General features: G+C 67.9%; 26 protein-coding genes and 1 pseudogene. 18 read left to right on the forward strand and 9 right to left on the reverse strand.

Going from position 1 to position 21,454, the window contains the following annotated elements; all coding sequences use genetic code 11:
• Positions 1-5: 5 nt before the first annotated feature.
• The 4 genes from ACFVWG_RS02540 to ACFVWG_RS02555 form a co-directional block, all read right to left on the reverse strand.
• Positions 6-1,043, reverse strand: a complete 1,038-nt coding sequence (locus ACFVWG_RS02540) for an alpha-hydroxy acid oxidase (protein WP_391541353.1) — start codon at positions 1,041-1,043, stop codon at positions 6-8.
• Between the two features lie 88 nt (positions 1,044-1,131).
• The gene (locus ACFVWG_RS02545; RefSeq protein ID WP_391541354.1) at positions 1,132-1,440 is read right to left on the reverse strand and encodes an AzlD domain-containing protein; all 309 of its coding nucleotides are present in this window, start codon (positions 1,438-1,440) and stop codon (positions 1,132-1,134) included.
• Positions 1,437-2,150 carry an AzlC family ABC transporter permease gene (locus ACFVWG_RS02550; RefSeq protein ID WP_391541355.1) on the reverse strand — a complete coding sequence of 238 codons (714 nt, stop codon included), beginning with the start codon at positions 2,148-2,150 and terminating at the stop codon, positions 1,437-1,439. Before ACFVWG_RS02550 ends, ACFVWG_RS02545 begins: the two co-directional genes overlap by 4 nt.
• Positions 2,147-2,683: a CGNR zinc finger domain-containing protein gene (locus ACFVWG_RS02555; protein ID WP_391541356.1), complete on the reverse strand. Its 537-nt coding sequence runs from the start codon at positions 2,681-2,683 to the stop codon at positions 2,147-2,149. Before ACFVWG_RS02555 ends, ACFVWG_RS02550 begins: the two co-directional genes overlap by 4 nt.
• Positions 2,684-2,931: 248 nt before the next feature.
• Here ACFVWG_RS02555 and ACFVWG_RS02560 point away from each other — a divergent pair, with 248 nt between their 5' ends.
• On the forward strand, positions 2,932-4,050 hold the full coding sequence (locus ACFVWG_RS02560) for a hypothetical protein (protein WP_391541357.1): 1,119 nt from the start codon (positions 2,932-2,934) through the stop codon (positions 4,048-4,050).
• Here the strand turns inward: ACFVWG_RS02560 and ACFVWG_RS02565 are convergent.
• The gene (locus ACFVWG_RS02565) at positions 4,047-4,568 is read right to left on the reverse strand and encodes a hypothetical protein (RefSeq protein ID WP_391541358.1); all 522 of its coding nucleotides are present in this window, start codon (positions 4,566-4,568) and stop codon (positions 4,047-4,049) included. The genes ACFVWG_RS02560 and ACFVWG_RS02565 overlap by 4 nt on opposite strands.
• Positions 4,569-4,736: 168 nt before the next feature.
• Here ACFVWG_RS02565 and ACFVWG_RS02570 point away from each other — a divergent pair, with 168 nt between their 5' ends.
• Genes ACFVWG_RS02570 through ACFVWG_RS02580 form a run of 3 tightly spaced genes read left to right on the forward strand, consistent with a single transcriptional unit; the run spans position 4,737 to position 7,392 of the window.
• A complete protein-coding gene (locus tag ACFVWG_RS02570; protein WP_391541359.1) occupies positions 4,737-6,014 on the forward strand; it encodes a sensor histidine kinase in 1,278 nt (425 codons plus the stop codon).
• A gap of 35 nt (positions 6,015-6,049) precedes the next feature.
• Positions 6,050-6,694 (forward strand): response regulator, encoded by a 645-nt coding sequence (locus ACFVWG_RS02575; protein WP_391541536.1) that lies wholly within the window; start codon positions 6,050-6,052, stop codon positions 6,692-6,694.
• Entirely contained in the window at positions 6,694-7,392 is a 699-nt protein-coding gene (locus ACFVWG_RS02580) for a hypothetical protein (RefSeq protein WP_391541360.1), read from the forward strand. Before ACFVWG_RS02575 ends, ACFVWG_RS02580 begins: the two co-directional genes overlap by 1 nt.
• Here ACFVWG_RS02580 and ACFVWG_RS02585 read toward each other — a convergent pair.
• The 4 genes and pseudogenes from ACFVWG_RS02585 to ACFVWG_RS02600 all read right to left on the reverse strand — a co-directional run bounded on the left by ACFVWG_RS02585 (position 7,385) and on the right by ACFVWG_RS02600 (position 10,991).
• On the reverse strand, positions 7,385-8,020 hold the full coding sequence (locus ACFVWG_RS02585; RefSeq protein WP_391541361.1) for a bifunctional 4-hydroxy-2-oxoglutarate aldolase/2-dehydro-3-deoxy-phosphogluconate aldolase: 636 nt from the start codon (positions 8,018-8,020) through the stop codon (positions 7,385-7,387). The two genes, ACFVWG_RS02580 and ACFVWG_RS02585, sit on opposite strands and share 8 nt — an antisense overlap.
• Before the next feature lie 12 nt (positions 8,021-8,032).
• The gene (locus ACFVWG_RS02590) at positions 8,033-9,529 is read right to left on the reverse strand and encodes an amidohydrolase family protein (protein ID WP_391541537.1); all 1,497 of its coding nucleotides are present in this window, start codon (positions 9,527-9,529) and stop codon (positions 8,033-8,035) included.
• Positions 9,527-9,676, reverse strand: a pseudogene (locus tag ACFVWG_RS02595) (hypothetical protein); the annotation flags it as partial. The pseudogene ACFVWG_RS02595 and the gene ACFVWG_RS02590, both read right to left, overlap by 3 nt.
• Positions 9,677-9,695: 19 nt before the next feature.
• A complete protein-coding gene (locus ACFVWG_RS02600; RefSeq protein WP_391541362.1) occupies positions 9,696-10,991 on the reverse strand; it encodes an alanine racemase in 1,296 nt (431 codons plus the stop codon).
• Positions 10,992-11,129: 138 nt separating this feature from the next.
• On the opposite strand from ACFVWG_RS02600, the gene ACFVWG_RS02605 reads away from it, so the two are divergent.
• The 14 genes from ACFVWG_RS02605 to ACFVWG_RS02670 all read left to right on the forward strand — a co-directional run bounded on the left by ACFVWG_RS02605 (position 11,130) and on the right by ACFVWG_RS02670 (position 21,452).
• Entirely contained in the window at positions 11,130-12,101 is a 972-nt protein-coding gene (locus ACFVWG_RS02605) for a sugar kinase (protein WP_391541363.1), read from the forward strand.
• Positions 12,102-12,108: 7 nt separating this feature from the next.
• On the forward strand, positions 12,109-12,843 hold the full coding sequence (locus ACFVWG_RS02610) for an IclR family transcriptional regulator (RefSeq protein ID WP_391541364.1): 735 nt from the start codon (positions 12,109-12,111) through the stop codon (positions 12,841-12,843).
• Positions 12,844-12,856: 13 nt separating this feature from the next.
• Positions 12,857-13,261, forward strand: a complete 405-nt coding sequence (locus ACFVWG_RS02615; RefSeq protein ID WP_391541365.1) for a RidA family protein — start codon at positions 12,857-12,859, stop codon at positions 13,259-13,261.
• Between the two features lie 64 nt (positions 13,262-13,325).
• Positions 13,326-13,595, forward strand: coding sequence for a type II toxin-antitoxin system Phd/YefM family antitoxin (locus ACFVWG_RS02620; protein ID WP_391541366.1), 270 nt, complete (start codon positions 13,326-13,328; stop codon positions 13,593-13,595).
• 27 nt (positions 13,596-13,622) lie between these two features.
• On the forward strand, positions 13,623-13,820 hold the full coding sequence (locus ACFVWG_RS02625) for a hypothetical protein (protein ID WP_391541367.1): 198 nt from the start codon (positions 13,623-13,625) through the stop codon (positions 13,818-13,820).
• A gap of 87 nt (positions 13,821-13,907) precedes the next feature.
• On the forward strand, positions 13,908-14,723 hold the full coding sequence (locus tag ACFVWG_RS02630) for an IclR family transcriptional regulator (protein ID WP_391541368.1): 816 nt from the start codon (positions 13,908-13,910) through the stop codon (positions 14,721-14,723).
• On the forward strand, positions 14,723-15,901 hold the full coding sequence (locus tag ACFVWG_RS02635) for an MFS transporter (protein WP_391541369.1): 1,179 nt from the start codon (positions 14,723-14,725) through the stop codon (positions 15,899-15,901). The genes ACFVWG_RS02630 and ACFVWG_RS02635 overlap by 1 nt, the downstream gene beginning before the upstream one ends.
• A gap of 27 nt (positions 15,902-15,928) precedes the next feature.
• Entirely contained in the window at positions 15,929-16,813 is an 885-nt protein-coding gene (locus ACFVWG_RS02640; RefSeq protein WP_391541370.1) for a formylglycine-generating enzyme family protein, read from the forward strand.
• 9 nt (positions 16,814-16,822) lie between these two features.
• Entirely contained in the window at positions 16,823-17,239 is a 417-nt protein-coding gene (locus ACFVWG_RS02645) for a sulfatase/phosphatase domain-containing protein (protein ID WP_391541371.1), read from the forward strand.
• A gap of 214 nt (positions 17,240-17,453) precedes the next feature.
• A complete protein-coding gene (rplJ, locus tag ACFVWG_RS02650; RefSeq protein WP_391541372.1) occupies positions 17,454-18,071 on the forward strand; it encodes a 50S ribosomal protein L10 in 618 nt (205 codons plus the stop codon).
• A gap of 60 nt (positions 18,072-18,131) precedes the next feature.
• Positions 18,132-18,515, forward strand: a complete 384-nt coding sequence (gene rplL / locus ACFVWG_RS02655; protein ID WP_391541373.1) for a 50S ribosomal protein L7/L12 — start codon at positions 18,132-18,134, stop codon at positions 18,513-18,515.
• 387 nt (positions 18,516-18,902) lie between these two features.
• Entirely contained in the window at positions 18,903-19,850 is a 948-nt protein-coding gene (locus tag ACFVWG_RS02660) for an ABC transporter ATP-binding protein (protein ID WP_391541374.1), read from the forward strand.
• The gene (locus ACFVWG_RS02665) at positions 19,847-20,620 is read left to right on the forward strand and encodes an MlaE family ABC transporter permease (RefSeq protein WP_391541375.1); all 774 of its coding nucleotides are present in this window, start codon (positions 19,847-19,849) and stop codon (positions 20,618-20,620) included. The genes ACFVWG_RS02660 and ACFVWG_RS02665 overlap by 4 nt, the downstream gene beginning before the upstream one ends.
• 1 nt (position 20,621) lies before the next feature.
• Positions 20,622-21,452, forward strand: a complete 831-nt coding sequence (locus ACFVWG_RS02670) for an MlaE family ABC transporter permease (RefSeq protein WP_391541376.1) — start codon at positions 20,622-20,624, stop codon at positions 21,450-21,452.
• Positions 21,453-21,454: the final 2 nt, after the last annotated feature.

Raw genomic sequence — 21,454 nt, forward strand, 5'->3', positions numbered from 1 at the left:
CGGCGTTAGCGGCGGGGTGCCAGTAGGTCGGGGGTCAGGGCGGCGGGGTTGGGGACGCCTGCGAGTTGGAGGGAGTGCTCGAGCTCTGTGGTGAGGTCGGTGAGTAGGCGGGTGACGCCGGCTTGGCCGTCCACGGATAGAGCCCACAACGCTGGGCGGCCGACGAAGACGGCGCGGGCGCCGAGAGCGAGCGCGGCGAGGATGTGTTCACCGCGGCGGATGCCGCCGTCGACGTACAGCTCGGTGCTGGTGCCGGCCAGGGCTTCGGCGACCTCGGGGAGGGCTTGGGCGGTGGGGATCGAGCCGTCGAGCTGACGGCCGCCGTGGTTGGAGACGATGATGCCGGCTGCTCCAGCGTCGGAGATCCGCTTGGCGTCGTCGCCGCGCAGGACGCCCTTCACGACGACCGGGAGTCCGGTGCGCTCGGCCAGCCAGCCGATCACGTCGGGCGTCAGGTCGTCGGCCTTGTCGAGGTCGGCGTCGGTCCAGTCGCCCTCGGGAACGTTGATGCGTAGCTGACCGGGCTGGACGTACGACCAGACCACCGGGCCGTCGTCCTCCTTGCGGCCGACCACCGGGGTGTCGACGGTGAGCACGATCGCCTTGGCGCCACCGGCAACGGCGGCGTCCAGCATCTGCTCGGTGATGCTGCGGTTCCGGACGATGTAGATCTGCAGCCACCACGGGACTCCGGTTGCACCGACATCGGCGAATCGTGTCCCGGCGTTGCTGGAGACACCCAGCAACGAGCCGGCTTCGCGGACGCCGTTCGCCATCGCGATCTCGCCGTCGGGATCGGCCAGCCGCTGCAGGGTCGACGGTGCAACGAGCACCGGCGAGGTGACCGGCGACCCGAGCACCGTGGTACCGAGCTCGATCGCCGACACGTCCTGCAGGACGCGCGGCCGGAACCGGTATGCCGACCAGGCCGCGACCGCCTCCCCGACGCTGATCCCGCCGGCCGATCCCTGCCGGTAGTAGCGGTGCACGGCCTCGGGCAGCTTCTCGGCGGCCGCGGCTTCCAACGAGTCGATCCATCGCATGCGGCCCATCGTCGCATCCGCGCTGCGGGAGCAACAGCCGCGTTTCCGTCGCCTGGTCGCTCCTGACTGGTCGCTGCGGACCTGATTGTTACTGCACGGCGAGCCGGATCAGGGCAGTGACGACGATGCCGCCGCCAACGGCCAGCAGCATCGGGACCTTGGCCAGGCACAGCCCGCCGGCAACGCCGACGCCGAGCACCTTCGTCCAGTCGAACTCCTGCCAGTGTTCGCCGCCCAACTCGGTGATGATCAGACCGGCCAGCAGGACCGGAGCGGTGAGGGCAGTCAGCCTGAGCACGGTCGGCGGGAGCTTGCGGCCGCCGATGGCGAGCGGTGCGCTCGCCTTCATCAGCCAACTGATCACAGTGACGACGAGTGCGGACAACCAGAGCTTCATGCCTGCTCACCCTCCTCTTCGGGGACTGCGCTGTAGGGGAGTACGCCGAGGAGCGCCCCAGCGATCGCTCCCAGCAACGCGTAGCTGGGGGTGGTGACGAACAACAGCCCAGCGGCGATCGTGGCCCCGAGAAGACCGGCCGCCAAGGCGCGCTTCGAGCGACGCAGTTCGTCGAGCGCGAGGATCACGAAGAACGCCGGGAACGCGACATCCAGACCCAGGTGATGCATCAGGCCGGGCGAAGGCGCGGTCAGTGCGCCGACCGCCGTACCGGCGGCCCAGAGAAACCATTGCGGGACGCTCGCTCCGACGAGCCGGACGATGTCGTAGCCGCCTTTGGTGCCGTGGGCAACGACAAACGAGGCGTCGCAGAGTGCTTGGGCCTGTAGCGCGCGGGAGAACCTGCGGCCGCGCAGGCTGTCGTTGAGGGCGAGACTCATCATCAGATACCGGGCGTTGATCAGCACAGCCGACGTCACGGCGACGACCGCAGATCCACTGGCGAACGAGGTCAGCAACGCGAACTGCGCCGACCCTGACCACGCGAACATCGAGAACAGAATCGGCAGCCCGAATCCCCAGCCCCGCGCGACGGCTTCGGCGCCGAAGCTCAACGCCAGCACGAACGTCGCCGCACCGGGCCCGATGCCCAGGCGCATGCCCTCGAAGAACTCCTGCCGCCGTTCGAGTAATGCAGTGGGGGCTCTCATGCTTCGCTCCCGATCCGAGTCCGCTGGTAGTGCCGCTTGGCCCTGGCCCGGTTCCCGCAATCGCCCGAACTGCACCACCGCCGGGACGCGTTCTTGCTCCGGTCGAGGAACAACCAGCCGCAGTCGCCGTCCTGGCATTCGCGCAGCCTGCTCAGGTCCTCGCGCTCCAGCAGTCGCCCGGCCGCTAACACCAACTCGTCCACGGGGTCGACGCCCGGCCAGTCCAAGGGCTGCAGCGCAGTGGGAGTCGCCCGCCCCATCGCGGCCACCAGCAACCTCTGCAGTTCGTGCAGATCTCCGGGGCCCATGCCGCGCGCGACGGGCAGGACGACGTCGTACACAACCTCCCGCACAGCGGCGACCCGCTCGTACGGTGCGGGTTCTGTGCCGAGGCCCACCGCCGCGGTCCAGATCGCCAGCGCTTCGGGGGTCGCGATCCGGTCGACGATGCGGGTGGGGTCCAGCCGCCAGGAGACGGTGTTCAGCAGGTCCAGAGCTACGTGTCCGCCGATCAGTTCCGGCTGATAGGCCATCGGTATCACCTCTCACCTAACAACCTAAAAGACTTTGACTCGTTAGGCAAGGGGGAGGAGAATTCCGGGCCTGGTGGTCCGCGGGTCTGTAGACTGTCGGCATGACGCAGCACGGGCGGCGATTTCTGCGCCCCGGCCGGCACAACGGTGCCGACGGGGTGAGCTGCTGCGCTCTCTCCTGAGGTGACCGTGGCCGACCGGGGTGTGTGAAGACCCCCTGTCGAGACGTCACCCTTTGGAGAGACCTCATGTCCGTCCTCACCCTCGAGGAACTGCACTCTGCCCTGTCCCTGCGTGATCTCACCGATCCGGCTCAGGGCCCACATGCCGTCCAGCTGATCGTCGACTCGATCCGCACGGCCTTGGGCGCTGCCTGGCCCTACACGGAGATCTGGACCCGGCGCGACCATCCGGTCGTCAGCCTGGCCGACAACTACGACAACCTCGGGTACGCCGCTGGTGCGGTGACCCGCGAGGCCCGCTACACGCGCTATGCCTCGGAGACCGAGGTGCTGCGCAGCCACACCTCGGCGATGATCCCGCCGGCGCTGCGTGAGCTCGCCGGCTCGGACGCCTCCGACGTGCTGATGGTCTGCGCCGGCATCTGCTATCGCCGGGATTCGGTGGATTGGCAGCACACCGGCACGCCGCATCAGCTCGACCTCTGGCGGATCAGCCGCAACGTCAGCCTCGGCGAACCCGAACTCGAAGACATGATCGCCCGGCTGGTCGAGACCGTGCTGCCCGGACAGACCTACCGGGCCGTGCCCGCTGTGCATCCCTACACGACCCATGGACGACAGATCGATGTCCTGCTCGACGATCAGTGGATCGAGATCGGTGAATGTGGGGTGGCCGCGCCGGAGGTCCTGCGTAAGGCCGGCATGGACGACAGCTGGACCGGTCTCGCGATGGGACCGGGACTCGACCGGCTCCTGATGCTGCGCAAGGGCATCCACGACATCCGGTTGCTCAGGTCGACGGATCCACGGGTGGCCGGCCAGATGCTCGACCTGTCGCCCTACCGATCGGTGTCGACGATGCCACCGGTCCGCCGGGACCTGTCGGTCGTGGTGGGCGCGGAGGCGGACGTGTCGCCGGAGGTGCTCGGTGACAAGGTGCGCGATGCGCTCGGCCCGGACGCGGATGCGGCCGAGTCGCTGGATGTCCTGGGAGAGACGACGTACGACGAGCTGCCGCCGGCGGCGCGCGAGCGGCTGCAGATCACTCCTGGACAACGGAACCTCCTGGTCAGGCTGGTCCTCCGTCCGGTCGACCGGACGCTGACCGATGCCGAGGCGAACCTGCTGCGCGACAAGGTCTACCGAGCGCTTCATGAGGGACCCGTCCTCGAGTTGATCGGCTAGCGCCGCAGCTGACGGGCGGCGACCACGAAGGCGCACACGGCCAGCGGGATCTCCAGGAGGATCCCCTCGGTCAGTGAGAGCGTGCGGTCGAGGCCGGCCCCGGCGGTGCTGATGTCGAACCAGGCATCGGCCAGCAGGAGCGTCCCGGCAGCCATCGCGGTCAGGACGGCGTATCTGTTGCGGGTGTGCAGTAGGTAGGCCGTCAGACCGGCGGCGATCGCGGTCGCCGCGTCGAGACCGATCCAGGTGAGCTTCCAGTTACTGGCCTGGTAGGTGCTCGGCAGGGTGGCTGCCAGGATCAGGCACCAGGGCAGCAGCACGGCCGCGACCCCGGCGGCCACCATCGCTGCCAGGCCGCCGGGCGAGCGCCGCGCGCGGATCCGGCCGTCGAGGCGGCCTTCGGCGATGTAGTCGTCCAGCGCCTCGGCGACGCGATCGTCGATAGCATCGCCGAGCTGCACGCTCAGCGGGTGCCGGCCGGCCTGTGTCAAGGGAGCCTGCGGGAGTGTCGTCGTCATGGCTTCCAGCGTTCCGTGGTGGCGCCTCCCGCACATTGAGGACAACCCACGAATCGGAGGTGGGGTTAACCCGAAGTCGATCCGGGGGTTGTCCTCATATCGATGCCCTCGGCAGGCACGTAGGTTGGTGCTCGCAACGGATCCGCACAGACACGGGAGGTGGTTCGGGTGACGACGATCGCGAGTCCGGTTCCCGGGCGGCCTTGGCGGCTGTGGCGCTCGCCGTACCTGTGGCTGGCGACGGTCCATCTGCTCGGCGACAGCGTTGTGGTGCTCACCTCCGGCGTGCTCGCGCTGGTGGCGGTGTGCGTCGCCCTGCTCGGGTGGCCGCTGGCCTATATTGGGATCCCATTGACGCGTGCTGCGGCCAAGGTTGTCTATGCGCTGGCGAAGTGGGAGCGGGCCCGGGCGCGGATCACCCGTGGCCAGGAGGTGCTGCCGCTGGTGCCACCCGAACCGTCCGGCCGCCGGATCGCCGACGCCCGTCGGGCCATCACCGATCCGGGCCTGTGGCGACAGTTTCTGTACTACGTCCTGCTGTTGCCAGCAGCAACCTTCTGGTTGCTGCTGATCGTCGTCGCCTGGTCGGTTCCGCCGGTGCTGATCACCTTGCCGTTCTTCTTCTCGAAGTTCGCCGCGCGGCAGGCCCAGTTCGGTCCGTTCGTGGTCGACACCGGTCACGAGGCGATGGCCGCGGCGCTGGTCGGGGTGCTGTTGCTGTTCTTCGTGTCGCCGGTGCTGATGCGGACCGCATCGATGCTGGACGGGCACCTGGCGCGGATCTATCTGGGCGGTGACGAGACCGGCGCACTGACCGAGCGCGTCAGCCGGCTGGTGACGAGCCGGCAACAGGTCGTCGATTCGGCCGAGGCCGAGCGGCGGCGCATGGAGCGTGACCTGCACGACGGCGCCCAGCAACGACTGGTCTCGCTGGCGATGACCTTGGGCCGGGCGAAGAATCGGTTGGGGGACACGGATCCCGGAGTGCGAGCACTGATCGAGGACGCCCACTCCGAGGCGTTGCAGGCGATCGCGGAGATCCGGGATCTGACCCGTGGTCTGCATCCGCCGATCCTGACCGACCGCGGGCTGGACGCGGCGATCTCCGCGGTCGCGGCCCGCTCGCCGGTGCCGGTCCGGGTGTCGGTGGATGTCGAGCCACGCCCGTCGCTCACCATCGAGTCGATTGCCTACTTCGTCGTCACCGAAGCGCTGACGAATGTTGCCAAGCACGCCGCCGCGGCGCGGGCCGAGGTCACGATCACCCGCATCGGCGACGTGCTCCGGGTCGAGGTCACCGACGACGGCCGCGGCGGCGCCCAGCCGGACGGCGGTACCGGGCTACAAGGCCTGGCCGATCGCGTCGCCGGTGTGGACGGCCGGCTCAGTCTGACCAGCCCAGCGGGCGGTCCCACTGTCCTCACCGCGGAGGTGCCGTGCACATGAGCGATCCAACAGTGATGGCATCGGAGGGGAACAGCTTGCGGGTGGTCATTGCTGAGGACTCGGTGCTGCTGCGCGAGGGCATCGTGCGGCTGCTGGAAGAGCAGGAGTGCACGGTGGTGGCGGCCGTCGGTGATGGGGACGAGCTGCTAAAGGCGGTTGCTCAGCACCGGCCGGATGTCTGCGTGGTTGACGTGCGGATGCCACCGACGTTCACCGACGAGGGACTGCGGGCTGCGTTGGTGCTGCGCGAGCAGTATCCGCAGACCGGCGTGCTGGTCCTCTCCCAGTACGTCGAGGAGCGGTATGCGAGCGAGTTGATCGGCGGGAACCCTGGCGGCGTCGGCTACCTGCTGAAGGACCGGGTGGCGGATGTGGACCAGTTCCTCGACGGCCTGCGTCGGGTGGCGGCTGGCGGTGCGGCTTTGGACCCAGAGGTGATCTCGCAGCTCCTGGTGCGGACCCGGAAGGCGGATCCGTTGGCGGCGTTGAGCCCGCGGGAGCAAGAGGTGCTGCGGGTGATGGCCGAGGGCAAGTCGAACACCGGGATCGCCCAGGCGCTCGTGGTGGGTGAGGGCGCTGTGGAGAAACACATCAGCAGCATCTTCCAGAAGCTGCGGTTGCCGACCACCGAGGGCGAGCACCGCAGGGTGCTGGCCGTGTTGCGGTTCCTGGGCAGCTGATGACACTCACGACAGCGCAGCGACGAATGCTGCTGATCGGCGTGGTACCGCTTCTCCTCCTGGTGATTGGAGGCGCGGCGGTCACAGTCGCGCTGATCCGCGGCAAGCTGCCGTTCGACTATGCGGCCACCATGGCGGTCGGACCGCAAGGAGTGCGGATCGTCTCGTCCATCCCGACGCAGGTGATCGGCGGTGCGAGCAGTCAGGTCCGCATCTCCGTCAGTGGGACCTATGCCGCACAGCGGCCGGTGATCGAGTCGCGGACGATCGACGGCGTGCTGGACATCCGGACCAGCTGTCCGGGCGCACATTGCGAGCTCCAGCTCACGATCGAGGTCCCCGAGGCCGCCGCGGTGCAGGCCAAGACCCAGGGAGCCTCGCTCGAGCTCGCCGGCCTCGCGGGCAAGCTGAAGGCCGACACGGACGGCGGATCGGTGACGATGAGCCGGATCCGCAGTCCGCAGGTCTCGGTCGACGGCCGCCGGGGTTCGGTGACGATGCAGTTCGACGACCCGCCCGAGCAGGTCACGGCGATCGCCAGCGACGGGTCGATCGACCTCCGGGTTCCGCAGACCACGACGTACACCATCGATGCGGTCTCGGCGCAGGGGTCGACGGACATCGTTCCCGTCAATGATCCGGCCGCGACGCATCACCTCTTCCTGCGGACCAGCTATGGCAGCATCAACGTCAGCTGATCGCGGCCACGAAGGACTTCGCCTTGCCGGTGATGACATCCCAGGCGGAGGCGGCGACATCGGTCGGGGAGACCACGTCGGTACCGGCGCTGACGGCCAGCGCACCGGCGTCCAGGTAGTCGCGGGCGTTCCCGGCGTTGATGCCACCGGACGGGATCAGCGGGACGCCGGGGAACGGTCCGTTCAGATCCTTGAAGTACTTCGGCCCGAGCTGGTGGGCCGGGAAGATCTTGACCGCGGCCGACCCCAGCGCGAGCGCCGTCATCACCTCGGACGGAGTAAAAGCGCCGAGCACCACCGGTATGCCGGCCGCCCGCGCCGCCTCGGCGATCGCGGCTGCCTCCAGACCCTGGCCAGGTGTCACCAGGAACTGCGCTCCCGCGTCGATCGCCTGCTGCGCCTGCTGACCCGTCTGCACCGTTCCGGCACCGACCACGGCACCGGTCTCGCCGGCCGTCGACGCCGCGCGCTCCAGGTGCCGGGGCAGGTCCGGGGTGGTGTAGGTCAGCTCCACGACGTGGATACCGCCGGCCACCAACGCCGCGCACAGGTCCCGGGCATCAGCGATCTCCGGCGCCCTGACAACAGTCAGCACGCGGTCGGCTCGCAGCAGGTCCAGGGTGGTCATATCGAGGTCCTCTCACACATCAGTACGACGAATGGCTCGGCCGGGCAGGTCATCGGTCCGATGGCCGTCGTCGATGACGGGAACACCGTTGACGAAGACGTAGGGGATGCCTTCGGCCTGCTGTCGGGGGTTGTCGAAGGTGGCGGTGTCGTGGACGGTCTCCGCATCGAAGAGCACCAGGTCAGCGTGGTAGCCGACCCGGACCAGTCCGCGGTCGGTCAGCCGCAGCCGCCGGGCCGCGCGACCCGTCAGATGATGGATGCAGTCGGCCAGCTCGAGGACGCCGAGCTCCCGGACGTACCGGCCCAGGTAGCGTGGGAAGGTCCCCCACGAGCGCGGGTGCGGTTTGCCGCCGACCAGGATCGCGTCGGAGCCGCCGGTGTGGCTCGGGTGCTGCATGATCGTCCGCACGTTGTCCTCGTGCCCGACGTGCTGCAGGATCGAGGTGCCCAGGTCGTCCGCGATCAGCAGGTCGAAGAAGACGTCGGTGGCCCGCTTCCCGCTGTCCGCGGCCAGGGCGGCCACCGTCCGGCCGACCGCGTCGCCGAGCGCGGGATTGCGAACGCCGCCGATCTCGATGGTGTCCCACTCGATCACGCAGCCGTGACAGCCGTCGGAGCCGACCTGCTCCATCTCGTGCGCGATCCGGGCGCGGGTCGCCGGATCACGCAGCCGGTCCAGCTGCGCGTCCGGACCGCCCTCGGCGGTCCAGCTCGGCAGCGTCGCCGCGAGAGTGGTTGCCCCAGGCAAATAAGGATAGGTGTCGGTGGTGACGTCGAGGCCGTCGCCGAGGGCCTTGTCGATCATCGCGACCAGGTCGGCGCCCCGGCCCTGGTTCGGCGCGAAGTTCATCACCGCGTGCGTCAGGTGCAGTGCACAGCCAGACCGGCGGGCCACCTCGACCATCTCGCCGTACGCGCCCAGGGCGCCCTGTCCGTAGGACCGCTGGTGCGGGGCGTAGTAGCCGCCGTACTGAGCGACGACGCGACACAGTTCGACGAGTTCGTCGGTGGTCGCGAACATCCCCGGGGTGTAGGTGAGGCCGCTGCTCATCCCCACCGCGCCGTCGCGCAGGGCCTGGGTGAGCAGGTCTACCATCTGCGCCAGTTCCGCCGGGGTCGCCGGGCGGTTCTCGGTGCCGACGACCATCATGCGCAATGTGCCCTGCGGGACCAGGTATGCCGCGTTGCAGGCGATGCCCTGGTCGAGCCGGTCGAGGTAGCCGGCGACCGTGGACCAGGAGAAGTCGAAGTCGTCCGGTTCACCGTTCCAGCCGGCGATCTGGCGGCGGATCGCGGCCCGGGTCGGATCGTCGATCGGCGCGAACGACAGACCGTCCTGGCCGAGGACCTCGAGTGTGACGCCCTGGCTGACCTTCGCGGTGTGATCCGGGTTCGCCAGGATCTGCAGGTCGGAGTGCGCATGCATGTCGATGAAGCCGGGGGACAGGGTCAGCCCGGTGGCGTCGATCGTTCGCCGGGCGGTCGGCAGGTCGTTGCCTACGGCCACGATCCGCCCATCGCCGACGGCGACGTCGGCGCGGACGCCGGGGGCGCCGCTGCCGTCCACGACGGTTGCGCCGGTGATCAGCAGGTCCGTCACGGCGCCGTCCGTTCTGAGCTGCCGAAGGCCGGGAGTCCGCTGCCGGACGGTGCGGCAGGATCCAAGGCGGCCATCAGAAGTACGTCCGGATCAGGTCAACGACGACGGGGTCGGCGGCGTCCGGGTCGTCGACAACCGGGATCAGCCCCCACTTATCGAACGCCGTACAGGGGTGTGACAGGCCGACGCGTAGCTCGTCACCGATCACCACCGGCTCGTCGCCGAACCGCAGGTAGCCGTGCTGGTCGTTCAGCTTGGTCACCGTCATCCCCGTGGCCGGCAGGACCGGTTCGCCGGTCGAGCGCGGCCGGACCAACTGCGGCTCGGGCATGTCCTGATCGACCGGGAAGTCCCGGCGGCCGGCGTCGAAGATCGCCAGCCCGGGCTCGGGCTGCGAGGTGATCCGCATCCACCCGTGCATCGCCGCGACGAGCTGCTCGCCATCGGTGCGTGGTGATTCGCCGAGCGGTGACACCCGCCGGTACAGCCCGTCGTCGTGGGAGATGTACGCGCCAGAGCGCACGACGACGCGTGCATCCGTCAGTGGGCCGAGCACCTCCGCAACCAGTTCGAAGAACTCACTGCCACCCGCCGTGACGATCGGTACGACGCCCTCGTCGTACAGCTTGCCCAGTCGCGAGTGCAGCTCAGCCATGTCCCGAAGAAACGCTCGTACGGCGGCCAGTCCCGGCTCGTCGACGCTGTCGCTGACCGCGCCCTCGTAGCCGGCGACTCCGACCAAGCGCAACGTTGATGCCTCCGCTACCGCAGTGGCGACAGCCTCGGCCGTCTCGAAGTCCCGGGCGCCGGTCCGGCCACCTGGTGCGCCCAGCTCCACCATGACGTCGAGCGGTCGCGCATCCGGACCGACGTACGCCGACCGGGCCGCCTCCATGATCTCGACGGTGCGAACCGAGTCAGCCCAGACCGACACCTCGAACTCCGGATCGCGGGCCAGTTCGTCGGCGACCCAGCGCAGTTGCAGCGGAGAGACGACCGAGTTCGCGATCAGCACCCGCTGGACGCCGAACTGCCGGGCGACGGCGAGGTGGTAGACGTTGGCCAGCGTGAGCGCCCAGGCGCCGGCATCCAGCTGCTGCGCCCAGAGCGCGGGAGCCATCGTGGTCTTGCCGTGCGGTGCGTGCTCGACGCCGTGGTGTGCGCACCAACCGGCCAGCGTCTCGATGTTGTGCCGAACCCCGGGCGCGGACAGCGTCATCAGCGGCGTCGGCAACTGGGACAACCGCGGGCGATCGGCCAGCACCTCGGCGATCGTCCGGCCCCAGAAGGCAGGCGGCAGCACCCGGTCGCGGCGGCTGACCCGCTCGTCGGCGAGTGCGGCGACGGCGGCGGCATCGTAAGCAGGCATCGAGTCCCCTGGGAGTAGTTGCAGAATACGCAACGTTCATTGCACATTCTGACCTGACGGTTGTAGCATCGCGCTCGAAGTTGCGTCAACGACCGCTGTTTCACGCCTATCCCATCACCCCGGCCCCCAGGAGCGCAGATGTCCGACCCGCGCACTGAGACGGAACCTGCCGCGGTGGTCTGCCTCGGCGAGGCGATGATCATGCTCGCGGGCGCCGCCGGGCCGCTGGAGGACGTGGAGACGTTCCGCCGGTCGGTGGGTGGCGCGGAGTGCAACGTGGCCGGCGGCCTGGCAGGTCTGGGTGTCCCGACCAGCTGGGTGTCCCGGCTGGGCGACGACGGCTTCGGTCGGCAGGTACTGCGTGATCTGCGCGGGCGTGGGGTCGAGGTCGGCGGTGTGGAGCTCGACCCGAACCGGCCGACTGCTCTGTACGTGAAGGAGTCGATCGACGGTCGCTCCCGGATGCACTACTACCGGACCGGCTCGGCGGCCTCGGCGATGAGCCCCGCGTTCCTGCAGCGACCCGAGGTGGCTCAGCGGCTCAGCAACGCACGCATCGTGCACACCACCGGGATCACTGCGGCGCTGTCCACAGACACTGCGCAGATGCTGGACGAGTTGCGTGGCGACTTCGTGCTGAGCGTTGATCTGAACTGGCGGCCGGTGCTGTGGCGTGACAAGGACCCGGAGCCGCTCTGGCGGTTGCTCCGCGCGGCCGACGTCGTACTGATCGGTGCTGATGAGGCACTGGTCTTCGCAGGCGCCGATGACCCAGCTGAGCTGCATGAACGGCTCGGTGGGCGCTGCACGTTGGTCGTGAAGAACGACGCGCACACGGCGGTCGCGCTGGAGCCGGATGGTCGCCGTACCGAGGTTCCGGCGCTCACCGTCCAAGTTGTCGAGCCAGTGGGAGCTGGGGACGCGTTCGCGGCCGGCTTCCTGGCTGGGACGTTGCAGGACCTGCCGATGAAGCAGCGGCTGCGCCTCGGGCATCTGAATGCGGCAGCCGTGCTGGCCGTGCCGGAGGATCACGCCGCACCGCCGAGCGCAGCGCTACGAGACAGACTGCTCACAGCCGCTGACGACGAGTGGGCGGCGACAAAGCTATGAGAAGGCTATGAGTCAGAGCCTCGCGAGAGCCCTGCAGATCCTGGCCAGCCTGGGCGAGGGGCAGCGGTCGCTGGACCAGCTCGCGACCGAACTGGGCGTCCACAAAACCACAGTGCTCCGGCTGCTGCGCACGATGGAGGCAGACCGATTTGTACGGCGGGACGAGGCGCATCGTTATCGGTTGGGCTCACGCCTGTTCGCGTTGGCGGATGCGGCCCGCGAGCAACACGTCGTACGGGAAGTTGCTGCACCGCATCTGCGGGAGCTGAACCAGAAGACCGGCCAGACCGTTCACCTCGCGGCCTGGGAGAACGGTGAGGTCATCTACATCGACAAGCTCGACAGCGTGCGCAATATCCGCATGTACTCGCAGGTCGGCGTACCGGCGGCTCTGCACTGCACAGCGGTCGGGAAGATCCTGCTGGCGGCGCAGCCCAAGCGGCAGCGTGAAGCGGTGCTGGCGTCGCTGGACTATCACGCCTACACGCCGCACACCATCACCGATGCGGAAGCGCTGCGAGACGAGCTGGACACGGTCCGGGCTCGCGGCTGGGCGCAGGACAAGGCTGAACACGAGACCTTCATGAACTGCGTCGGTGCGCCGGTCACGGACCACGCCGGCCGAGTGGTCGGGGCCGTGTCGGTGTCCGTACCGGATGTACTGCTGAACTATGAGCAGGTGCTCGAACTCCTGCCTGACCTGCTCGCCACGACTCAGGCGATCAGTGCCGACTACAACTGAGAGGTCCGATCTGATGTCCGACAAGACCGCCGTCTCCACCACTGACGCGCCCGCCCCGATGCCGGTGTTCTCGCAGGGTGTCCGCAAGGGCAACATCCTGCAGGTCTCCGGCCAGGGATCGGTCGACCCGGCGACCGGCGAGTTCGTCTTCGTCGGCGACGTGAAGGCCCAGACGACCCGGGTGCTGCAGAACATCGAGGCGATCCTCAAGGCCGGTGGCGGCAGCCTGGACGACGTGGTGATGCTGCGCGTCTACCTGACCACCCGCGACGACTTCGGCGCGATGAACGAGGCGTACGCCGACTTCGTCTCGACCCGCACCCCGAGCGGCGTCCTGCCGTCCCGCACCACCGTCTTCACCGGCCTGCCGCTCCCGGACATGCTCGTCGAGATCGACGCCCTCGCCGTCCTGGGCTGACCCTGCTGTGGCATGCGGTGCTACATGGTGGCACCGCAGACCGTTTCGGCAGCATCCTGACTGCATGAGTGGGCAACTCGAGATCACCCAACGCGACCTCCGCACGCGGTCGAAAGAGATTATGGATGCCGTCCAAGGGGGTCAGTCCTTCACTGTCACCCGCGATGGTCATCGCATCGGGGAACTGATTCCGTTGCGCCGCCGGCGCCGGTTCGTTCCACGTGACGAGTTCGCGGCGATGTCCCGTACGGCTCCACAGATCTCGCTGGATGCCTTCCGGGCGGATCAGGATGCCTTCGGTGATCACGGGGTGGACGATCCGTATGGCCGGTGACTATCGGCAGGGATTCTCCCTACGAACGTGGTGATCCTGCGCCAGGGCATCGATCCTGCGGCGCTGCCGGACGAGATGGCGATCACCGCCGTCACACTGGCTGAACTGTCTGCCGGACCGCACCACGTGCGACGTAACGACGTGCAGAGCGCATACGACGAACATGTCGAGCGCGCGTCGCGGATGGACATCCCGGACACTGACCGCGCTGTTCAGGCGGTCTGAACTGCTGCGTCCGGCGCCCACAGATGGCTGGGCGCCGGGCACACCCCTGTGCAGCAGGTATCCCGCATTGCGGGATATGATCCTGCAATGCAGGAAACGATACCCCGAGGGTCTGTCCAGTCGATAGACCGCGCGGTGGCGATCCTGCGCTGCTTCGACGCCCGTACGCCGGACCTCGGCATCAGCGACCTGTCCCGCGCGACCGGTCTGTCGACCAGCACCGTGCACCGGTTGCTGCTGGCGATGCTGGAGAACGGACTGATCCGCCAGACCGCTCAGCGGCGCTACGCGATCGGTCCGCTGGTCGTTCAGCTCGCCCACACCAGTGGGATCCCGGCGACCCTGCGTGACGCAGCACAGCCAGTACTGCGGGCGCTGCGCGACGCGACCGGAGAGACGGCGGCCGTCCACGAGTTGCTGCCGAGCGGGCACCGCGTGGTGCTCGATCAGGTGGAGAGCCGGCACCAACTCCGCCGTACCTACACCGAGTTCGGCGTACCGCTTCCGTTACCGCAGGGGGCGCCGGGCAAGGTGCTGCTCGCGTTCGCACCCTGGCAACGCCAGGTGGACGTGCTCTCCAAGCCGCTCGAGCAGGTGCTTCCGGACACCATCACGGACCCGGACGTCGTGGCCGCACAGCTCGCGGAGATCCGCGAACGCGGCTTTGCCACCTCCCTGACCGAGCGCACGCCAGGCATCTGCTCGGTGGCGGCACCTGTCTTCGACTACTCCGGTCAGGCTGTCGGATGCCTGTCGATCTCCGGTCCGGAGCTGCGGTTGCCTCTAGAGGTTCTCCTGGACTTCGGGGACCTCCTGGTCCCAGCAGCTTGGGAAGTTTCCGAGCTATTGGGTGCGACCGCCGCCGGCAGAGAGCAGACCAAGGCACAAGCAGGGACGAACTGATGGCCAGTCCGGCCGCCCTGCTCAAGATCGCACCATCGGTCTACCTCCCCGCGCTGCTGTACGGCATCGGCCAAGGCGCCATCGCCCCAGTGATCGCAGTATCGGCGACTCATCTGGGCGCCTCACCGGCGGTTGCCGGGGTGGTGGTGGCCGCGGCGGGGCTAGGGCAGGTCATCGGCGACATCCCGGCGGGCGCGCTCGTCATGAGGATCGGTGAGCGTCGCGCAATGCTCGGCGCGACGGTGCTGGTCTCACTGGCACTGGTGGGTTGCCTGCTCGCTCCGACGGTGTGGGGGCTGGCCATCGCTATCGGGGTCACCGGGCTGGCCGGCTCGGTCTGGGGTCTCGCCCGGCAGGCCTACCTGAGTGAGGCGGTGCCGATCGAGCTGCGGGCCAGAGCCCTCTCCACTCTCGGCGGTGTGCAGCGCATCGGTTCTTTCATCGGCCCGTTCCTCGGTGCACTAGCCATGCGTTTTCTGGGCACCGATGGCGCGTACTGGGTCCACTTAGTCGGCGCGATGCTGGCGTGCGTTGTGCTCGTGAGCCTGCCCGACATCGAGCGTGGCCGCGGCAGTCGCCCACTCGCCGCACAGTCGACGCTGGGTGTGATTCGTGAGCACCTGCCTGTACTGCGAACTCTCGGCACGGGTGCACTGCTGGTCGGCGCAGTCCGTGCGTCACGACAGGTCGTCGTACCGCTCTGGGCTCTGCACATCGGTCTTGATGCTCAAACGACCAGCATCATCTTCGGACTCTCCGGTGCGGTCGACATGCTGCTCTTCTATCCCGCCGGCTCGGTGATGGACCGCATGGGCCGCAAGTGGGTCGCCGTACCGAGCATGCTGGTCCTCGGCCTGGCCCACCTCCTCCTGCCACTCACTCACACCACAACATCTCTCACAGCTGTCGCCTTGCTGATGGGAGTGGGCAATGGACTGGGTGCCGGCGTCATCATGACGCTTGGAGCTGATGCGTCTCCACCCGTCGGCAGAGCCCAGTTCCTCGGTGCGTTCCGCCTGTTCGCCGACACCGGTAACGGCAGTGGTCCATTGCTGCTGGCCGGGGCGACCGCCGTACTCGGACTGGGGCCCGCGGTCGTGGTGATGGCCGGCACCGGGTTGGCAGCGGCCGCTGCGATGCAACGGTGGATCCCACCGCACCCGGTCAAGGCTCCCTAAAGAGTCGCTTCCTGAAAAGATCACAACGTGAGCGAAGACGGTTGCTGTGCACCCGCGAGGGCCGGGGCCGCGCAGAGCGCCGTACCGGAGTCCCGGGCAGCGAGCGGTGAGCCGGCCGGAGCGATGGAGCGGGTGCTGATCGAGGCTGGTGTGTTCCGGATGGGCGCTGAGGACGCCGATGGATTCCCGGGCGATCTGGAGGGTCCGGTCCGGGAGGTGTCGCTGGCGCAGTACGAGATCGGCGCGACTGCGGTGACTAACGAACAGTTCGCGGCATTCATAGCGAGCACCGGCTACGTGACCGAGGCTGAGCGGTTTGGGTGGAGCTATGTGTTCGCGGGGTTCCTGCCAGCGGCGCTGCGCAAGATCAGTGAGCGCCCGCAGGCCACACCGTGGTGGTGCGGCGTGCATGGTGCGACGTGGGAACGTCCGGAGGGACCGGGGTCGGGGCTGATCGACCGTGCCGACCATCCGGTGGTCCACGTGTCCTGGGCGGATGCGGTGGCGTTCTGCGAGTGGGCTGGTGGCCGGCTGCCGAGTGAGGCCGAGTGGGAGCGCGCGGCCCGCGGTGGCCTCGACCAGCGTCGCTATCCGTGGGGCGACGAGCTCACGCCGGATGGCGAGCATCGCTGCAACATCTGGCAGGGCAGCTTCCCCACGAAGAACACCCAGGCCGATGGCTACCGTGGTACGGCGCCAGTCCGCAGCTACCCGCCGAACGGTTTCGGCCTCTACGAGATGGTCGGCAACGTCTGGGAGTGGACCGGCGACGCCTGGGGCGAGAACAAGGTCATGCGCGGTGGTTCGTACCTGTGCCACGCGTCGTACTGCAACCGCTACCGCGTCGGTGCCCGGAGCTCCAACGAGGCATCGAGCAGCTCGGGCAATCACGGCTTCCGCTGTGCCTGGTAAGGAGAACAAGTGACCGCACGCAACGTGGTGATGCTCGACCTGGCCGGCGTGGCGATTCCCGAGACCGTCGACGGGCGCAGCCTGGCAGCTCACCTGCGCGGTGAGCAGGTCACGCAGTGGCGCGAGCATCTGCACGGCGAGCACGTGCTGCTCGGCCAGTCGCTGCAGTGGGTCACCGATGGCAAGCGCAAGTACGTCTGGATGTCTGGCTGGGGCGACGAGCAGTTCTTCGACCTCGAGGTGGATCCGCAGGAGACCCGCAACCTGGTGCACGACCCCACCCGAGCCGACGAGGTGCGGCAGTGGCGCCAGAAGCTCGTCCAAGACCTGAGCGATCGCGAGGAAGGGTTCGTCGCGGACGGCGAACTCGTGGCCGGCCAACCGGTGGTCACGGAGCTCAGCCAGGCACCGATTTGGTCCAGCTGACTCCATCAATTACTCTGAACACTGCCGAAGACCGCTGGTGGCTACCTAGGTAGCTGAAAGTCCCACTCAGGTGGGCGGCCCGCGCAGGTGATGAGAAGTGTGAGTGTAGTTCGTATGTTCACGCCCTTGCCGCCTGTGCAGGGGCGTTTTCTTGTGTATGGGCACTGTGTGTATCCAGGGGTCGGCGGCGAGATAGCCAAACGAAGGAGACCCCATGGCGAGGCCGGACAAGGCAGCCGCTGTCGCAGAGCTCACGGACGAGTTCCGTAGCTCGAACGGCGCCGTGCTGACCGAGTACCGCGGACTTACCGTGGCGCAGCTGAAGAACTTGCGGACTGCGCTCGGTGACGACGTGAACTACGCCGTGGTGAAGAACACGCTGACCAAGATCGCGGCCAAGGATGCGGGTGTGGAGTCGTTCGACTCGCTGCTCGAGGGTCCGTCGGCCATCGCCTTCATCAAGGGCGACCCGGTGGTTGCGGCCAAGGGCCTGCGTGACTTCGCCAAGGCGAACCCCCTTCTCGTCATCAAGGGCGGAGTGCTTGACGGTAAGGCACTCGGCACTGACGAGATCACCAAGCTCGCTGACCTGGAGTCGCGTGAGGTTCTCCTCGCGAAGCTCGCAGGTGCGATGAAGGCGGCTCCGCAGCAAGCGGTGTCGCTGTTCGCTGCTCCGCTGTCGCAGGCCGCGCGCCTGTTCGCGGCGCTGCAGGACAAGCTGCCGGCGGACGGGGCTTCGGCTCCCGAGGCGGCGGCCGAGGAGACCGTGCAGGACACGGTCGACGCACCTGCCGAGGCGAGCACCGAGGAGACCGCCGCAGCTGACAGCTGAGGCCGTTCTCACTGCACCACCCCATTCAGTGATCGACAGTTACAAGGAAGGACCGCCATCATGGCGAAGCTCAGCACCGAAGAGCTCCTCGGCCAGTTCAAGGAACTGACCCTGCTGGAGCTGTCGGAGTTCGTTAAGGCATTCGAAGAGGAGTTCGGCGTCACCGCCGCCGCTCCGGTTGCCGTTGCCGCCGCCGCAGGCCCGGGCGCCCCGGCCGAAGAGGCCGAGGTTCAGGACGAGTTCGACGTCGTCCTCGAGAGCGCCGGCGACAAGAAGATCCAGGTCATCAAGGAGGTGCGCGGTCTCACCAGCCTTGGTCTGAAGGAGGCCAAGGACCTGGTTGAGTCCGCCCCGAAGGCGATCCTGGAGAAGGTCGACAAGGCTGCCGCGGAGAAGGCCAAGGAGGCCCTCGAGGGCGCCGGGGCCACCGTCACGCTCAAGTGACCCAGGAGGGTCTCTGGGGATTTCCCGCCTACTGCGCTGCACTCGGCACGGCACCTCGCCGCACTGGGGCAAAGGGCAAGATGCTCCGCATCTAACCCTCCGCCCCAGCACACCGAGTCACCGCACCGAGCACATGCTCGCTACGGCGCGAAATCCCCAGACACCCTCAGTTACGTTCCGTTGGCGAACGTAACGAATGCGTAGAGAAGGGCGGTCTCCGTGAGGAGGCCGCCCTGCTCGCATTTCGGTCTGGCTAGGATCGCAATCGCTTGACTTTGAGGGGTTACGCAAAACCGTACTCGTGCGTAACCTAGGCCACTGCTCCCTCGTTGGACCACGTAACCGTCGGTTCGGGGCATGACGTGACAGATCCCGTGAGGAGGACCGGTGGGCGTAGAAGTCCGCGTCGAAGGTCTCACCAAATCCTTTGGTAGCCAGCTGATCTGGGGCGATGTGTCCCTGACCCTGCCGGCCGGTGAGATCTGCGTGATGCTGGGCCCTTCCGGCACCGGGAAGTCCGTATTCCTGAAGACCCTGATCGGTCTGCTCAAGCCGGACCGCGGGCATGTCTTCATCGAGGGCACCGACATCGCCACCTGCAGCGAGCGCGAGCTGTACGAGGTGCGCCGGATGTTCGGCGTGCTGTTCCAGGACGGCGCGATGTTCGGCTCGATGGATCTCTACGACAACGTCGCCTTCCCGCTCCGCGAGCACACCAAGAAGTCCGAGTCCGACATCCGCTCCATCGTGATGGAGAAGATGGAGATGGTCGGTCTGGTCGGTGCCGAGCGCAAGCTCCCGGCCGAGATCTCCGGCGGGATGCGGAAGCGGGCCGGCCTGGCCCGCGCGCTGGTGCTGGACCCCGAGATCCTGCTGGTCGACGAGCCCGACTCCGGGCTCGACCCGGTCCGGACCTCGTTCCTGAACCAGGTGATGATCGACCTCAACGAGGCGTTCAGCCCGACGTTCCTGATCGTCACCCACGACGTGAACACCGCGCGCAAGGTGCCGGACAACATCGGCATGCTCTACCACCGGCACCTGGCGATGTTCGGTCCGCGCGAGATGCTGCTGTCCAGCGAGGAGCCGGTGATCCGGCAGTTCCTGAACGCCCAGATGGTCGGCCCGATCGGCATGTCCGAGGAGAAGGACGCCGACGAGCTGGCCGCCGAGGCCGGTCAGGAGCTGCCGGCGCTGCCGCCGATCCCGATCCAGCAGTTGCCCAGCAGCGGCATGCTCCGGCCGACCCAGCGCCCGCCGGGCGAGTGGTGCCGTGAGCACGGTGTCACCCCGCCCCCCGGCTCGTTCGAGTCCTCGACGGTGGGGGCTACGTGACTCTGAGCGCCACCGCCCCGCTGAAGCAAGCCGGCTCCCTGTTCGCGTTCGCCCTCGACACGCTGCGGGCGTCGGTCCGCAGTCCGTTCCAGCTGAAGGAGTTCCTCCAGCAGGCCTGGTTCGTGGCGAGCGTGACGATCATCCCGACCGCGCTGGTCGCGATCCCGTTCGGTGCCGTGATCGCGTTGCAGGTCGGCGGACTGATCGAGCAGTTCGGCGCGCAGTCCTTCACCGGGTCGGCCGCCGTACTGGCTGTCGTCCGGGAGGCATCGCCGATCGCGACCGCGCTGCTGATCGCCGGAGCTGGTGGTTCGGCGATCTGTGCGGACCTCGGTGCACGCAAGATTCGTGAAGAGCTCGACGCGATGATGGTGCTCGGTATCGACCCGATCCAGCGGCTGGTGGTGCCGCGGGTGCTGGCGACGATGCTAGTCGCTTTCTTCCTCAACGGCTTCGTCAGCGTCGTCGGCGTGATGGGCGGTTACGTCTTCAACGTCGTCCTGCAGGACGGCACCCCGGGTGCGTACATCGCGTCGTTCACCGCGCTCGCACACCTGCCCGACCTGTGGCAGGGGCAGGCCAAGGCGCTTGTCTTCGGGTTCATCGCTGCCATCGTGGCGTCGTACAAAGGCGTGAACGCCGGCGGCGGTCCGAAGGGTGTCGGCGACGCGGTGAACCAGTCGGTCGTCATCACGTTCATGCTGCTGTTCGTCGCGAACTTCTCGATGACCGCGATCTACTTCCAGCTCGTTCCGCCGAAGGGGGCCTGACATGTCGGCTCTGGTGGACACCCTGGTGAAGAAGCCGCTGAACTCGCTCGACAAGCTCGGTGAGCAGCTCGCCTTCTACGTCAAGGCGCTGGCCTGGTCCGGCAAGTCGGTCACCCGCTACCGCAAAGAGATCCTCCGGCTGCTGGCCGAGGTGACGCTGGGCACCGGCGCCCTCGCGGTGATCGGTGGCACCGTCGGCGTCATCACGTTCCTGGCCTTCTTCACCGGCACCGAGGTCGGCCTGCAGGGCTACTCGGCGCTGAACCAGATCGGTACGTCGGCCTTCGCAGGATTCGTCAGCGCCTACATCAACACTCGTGAGATCGGTCCGCTGATCGCCGGGATCGCGCTGGCCGCGACCGTCGGCTGCGGCTTCACCGCGCAGCTCGGCGCGATGCGGATCAGCGAGGAGATCGACGCCCTCGAGACGATGGCGATCCCGTCGCTGCCGTACCTGGTCACCACCCGGATCATCGCCGGTCTGATCGCCGTGGTCCCGCTGTACGTCGTCGGTCTGCTGTCCTCGTACTTCGCCACCCGCCTGACCGTGACCACGTTCTACGGCCAGAGCACCGGCACGTACGACCACTACTTCCATCTGTTCTTACCACCAGGTGACGTGTTGTGGTCGTTCGGCAAGGTGCTCGTCTTCGCGGTGCTGGTGATCCTGGTGCACTGCTACCACGGCTACCATGCCAGCGGCGGTCCGGCAGGCGTGGGCGTCTCGGTCGGCCGCGCGGTGCGGACGTCGATCGTCGTCATCAACGTCGTCGACCTGCTGCTGTCGATGGCCATCTGGGGTACGACGACCACAGTCAGATTGGCGGGGTGAGC

The sequence above is a fragment of the Kribbella sp. NPDC058245 genome (assembly GCF_042882005.1).
GTDB lineage: Bacteria > Actinomycetota > Actinomycetes > Propionibacteriales > Kribbellaceae > Kribbella.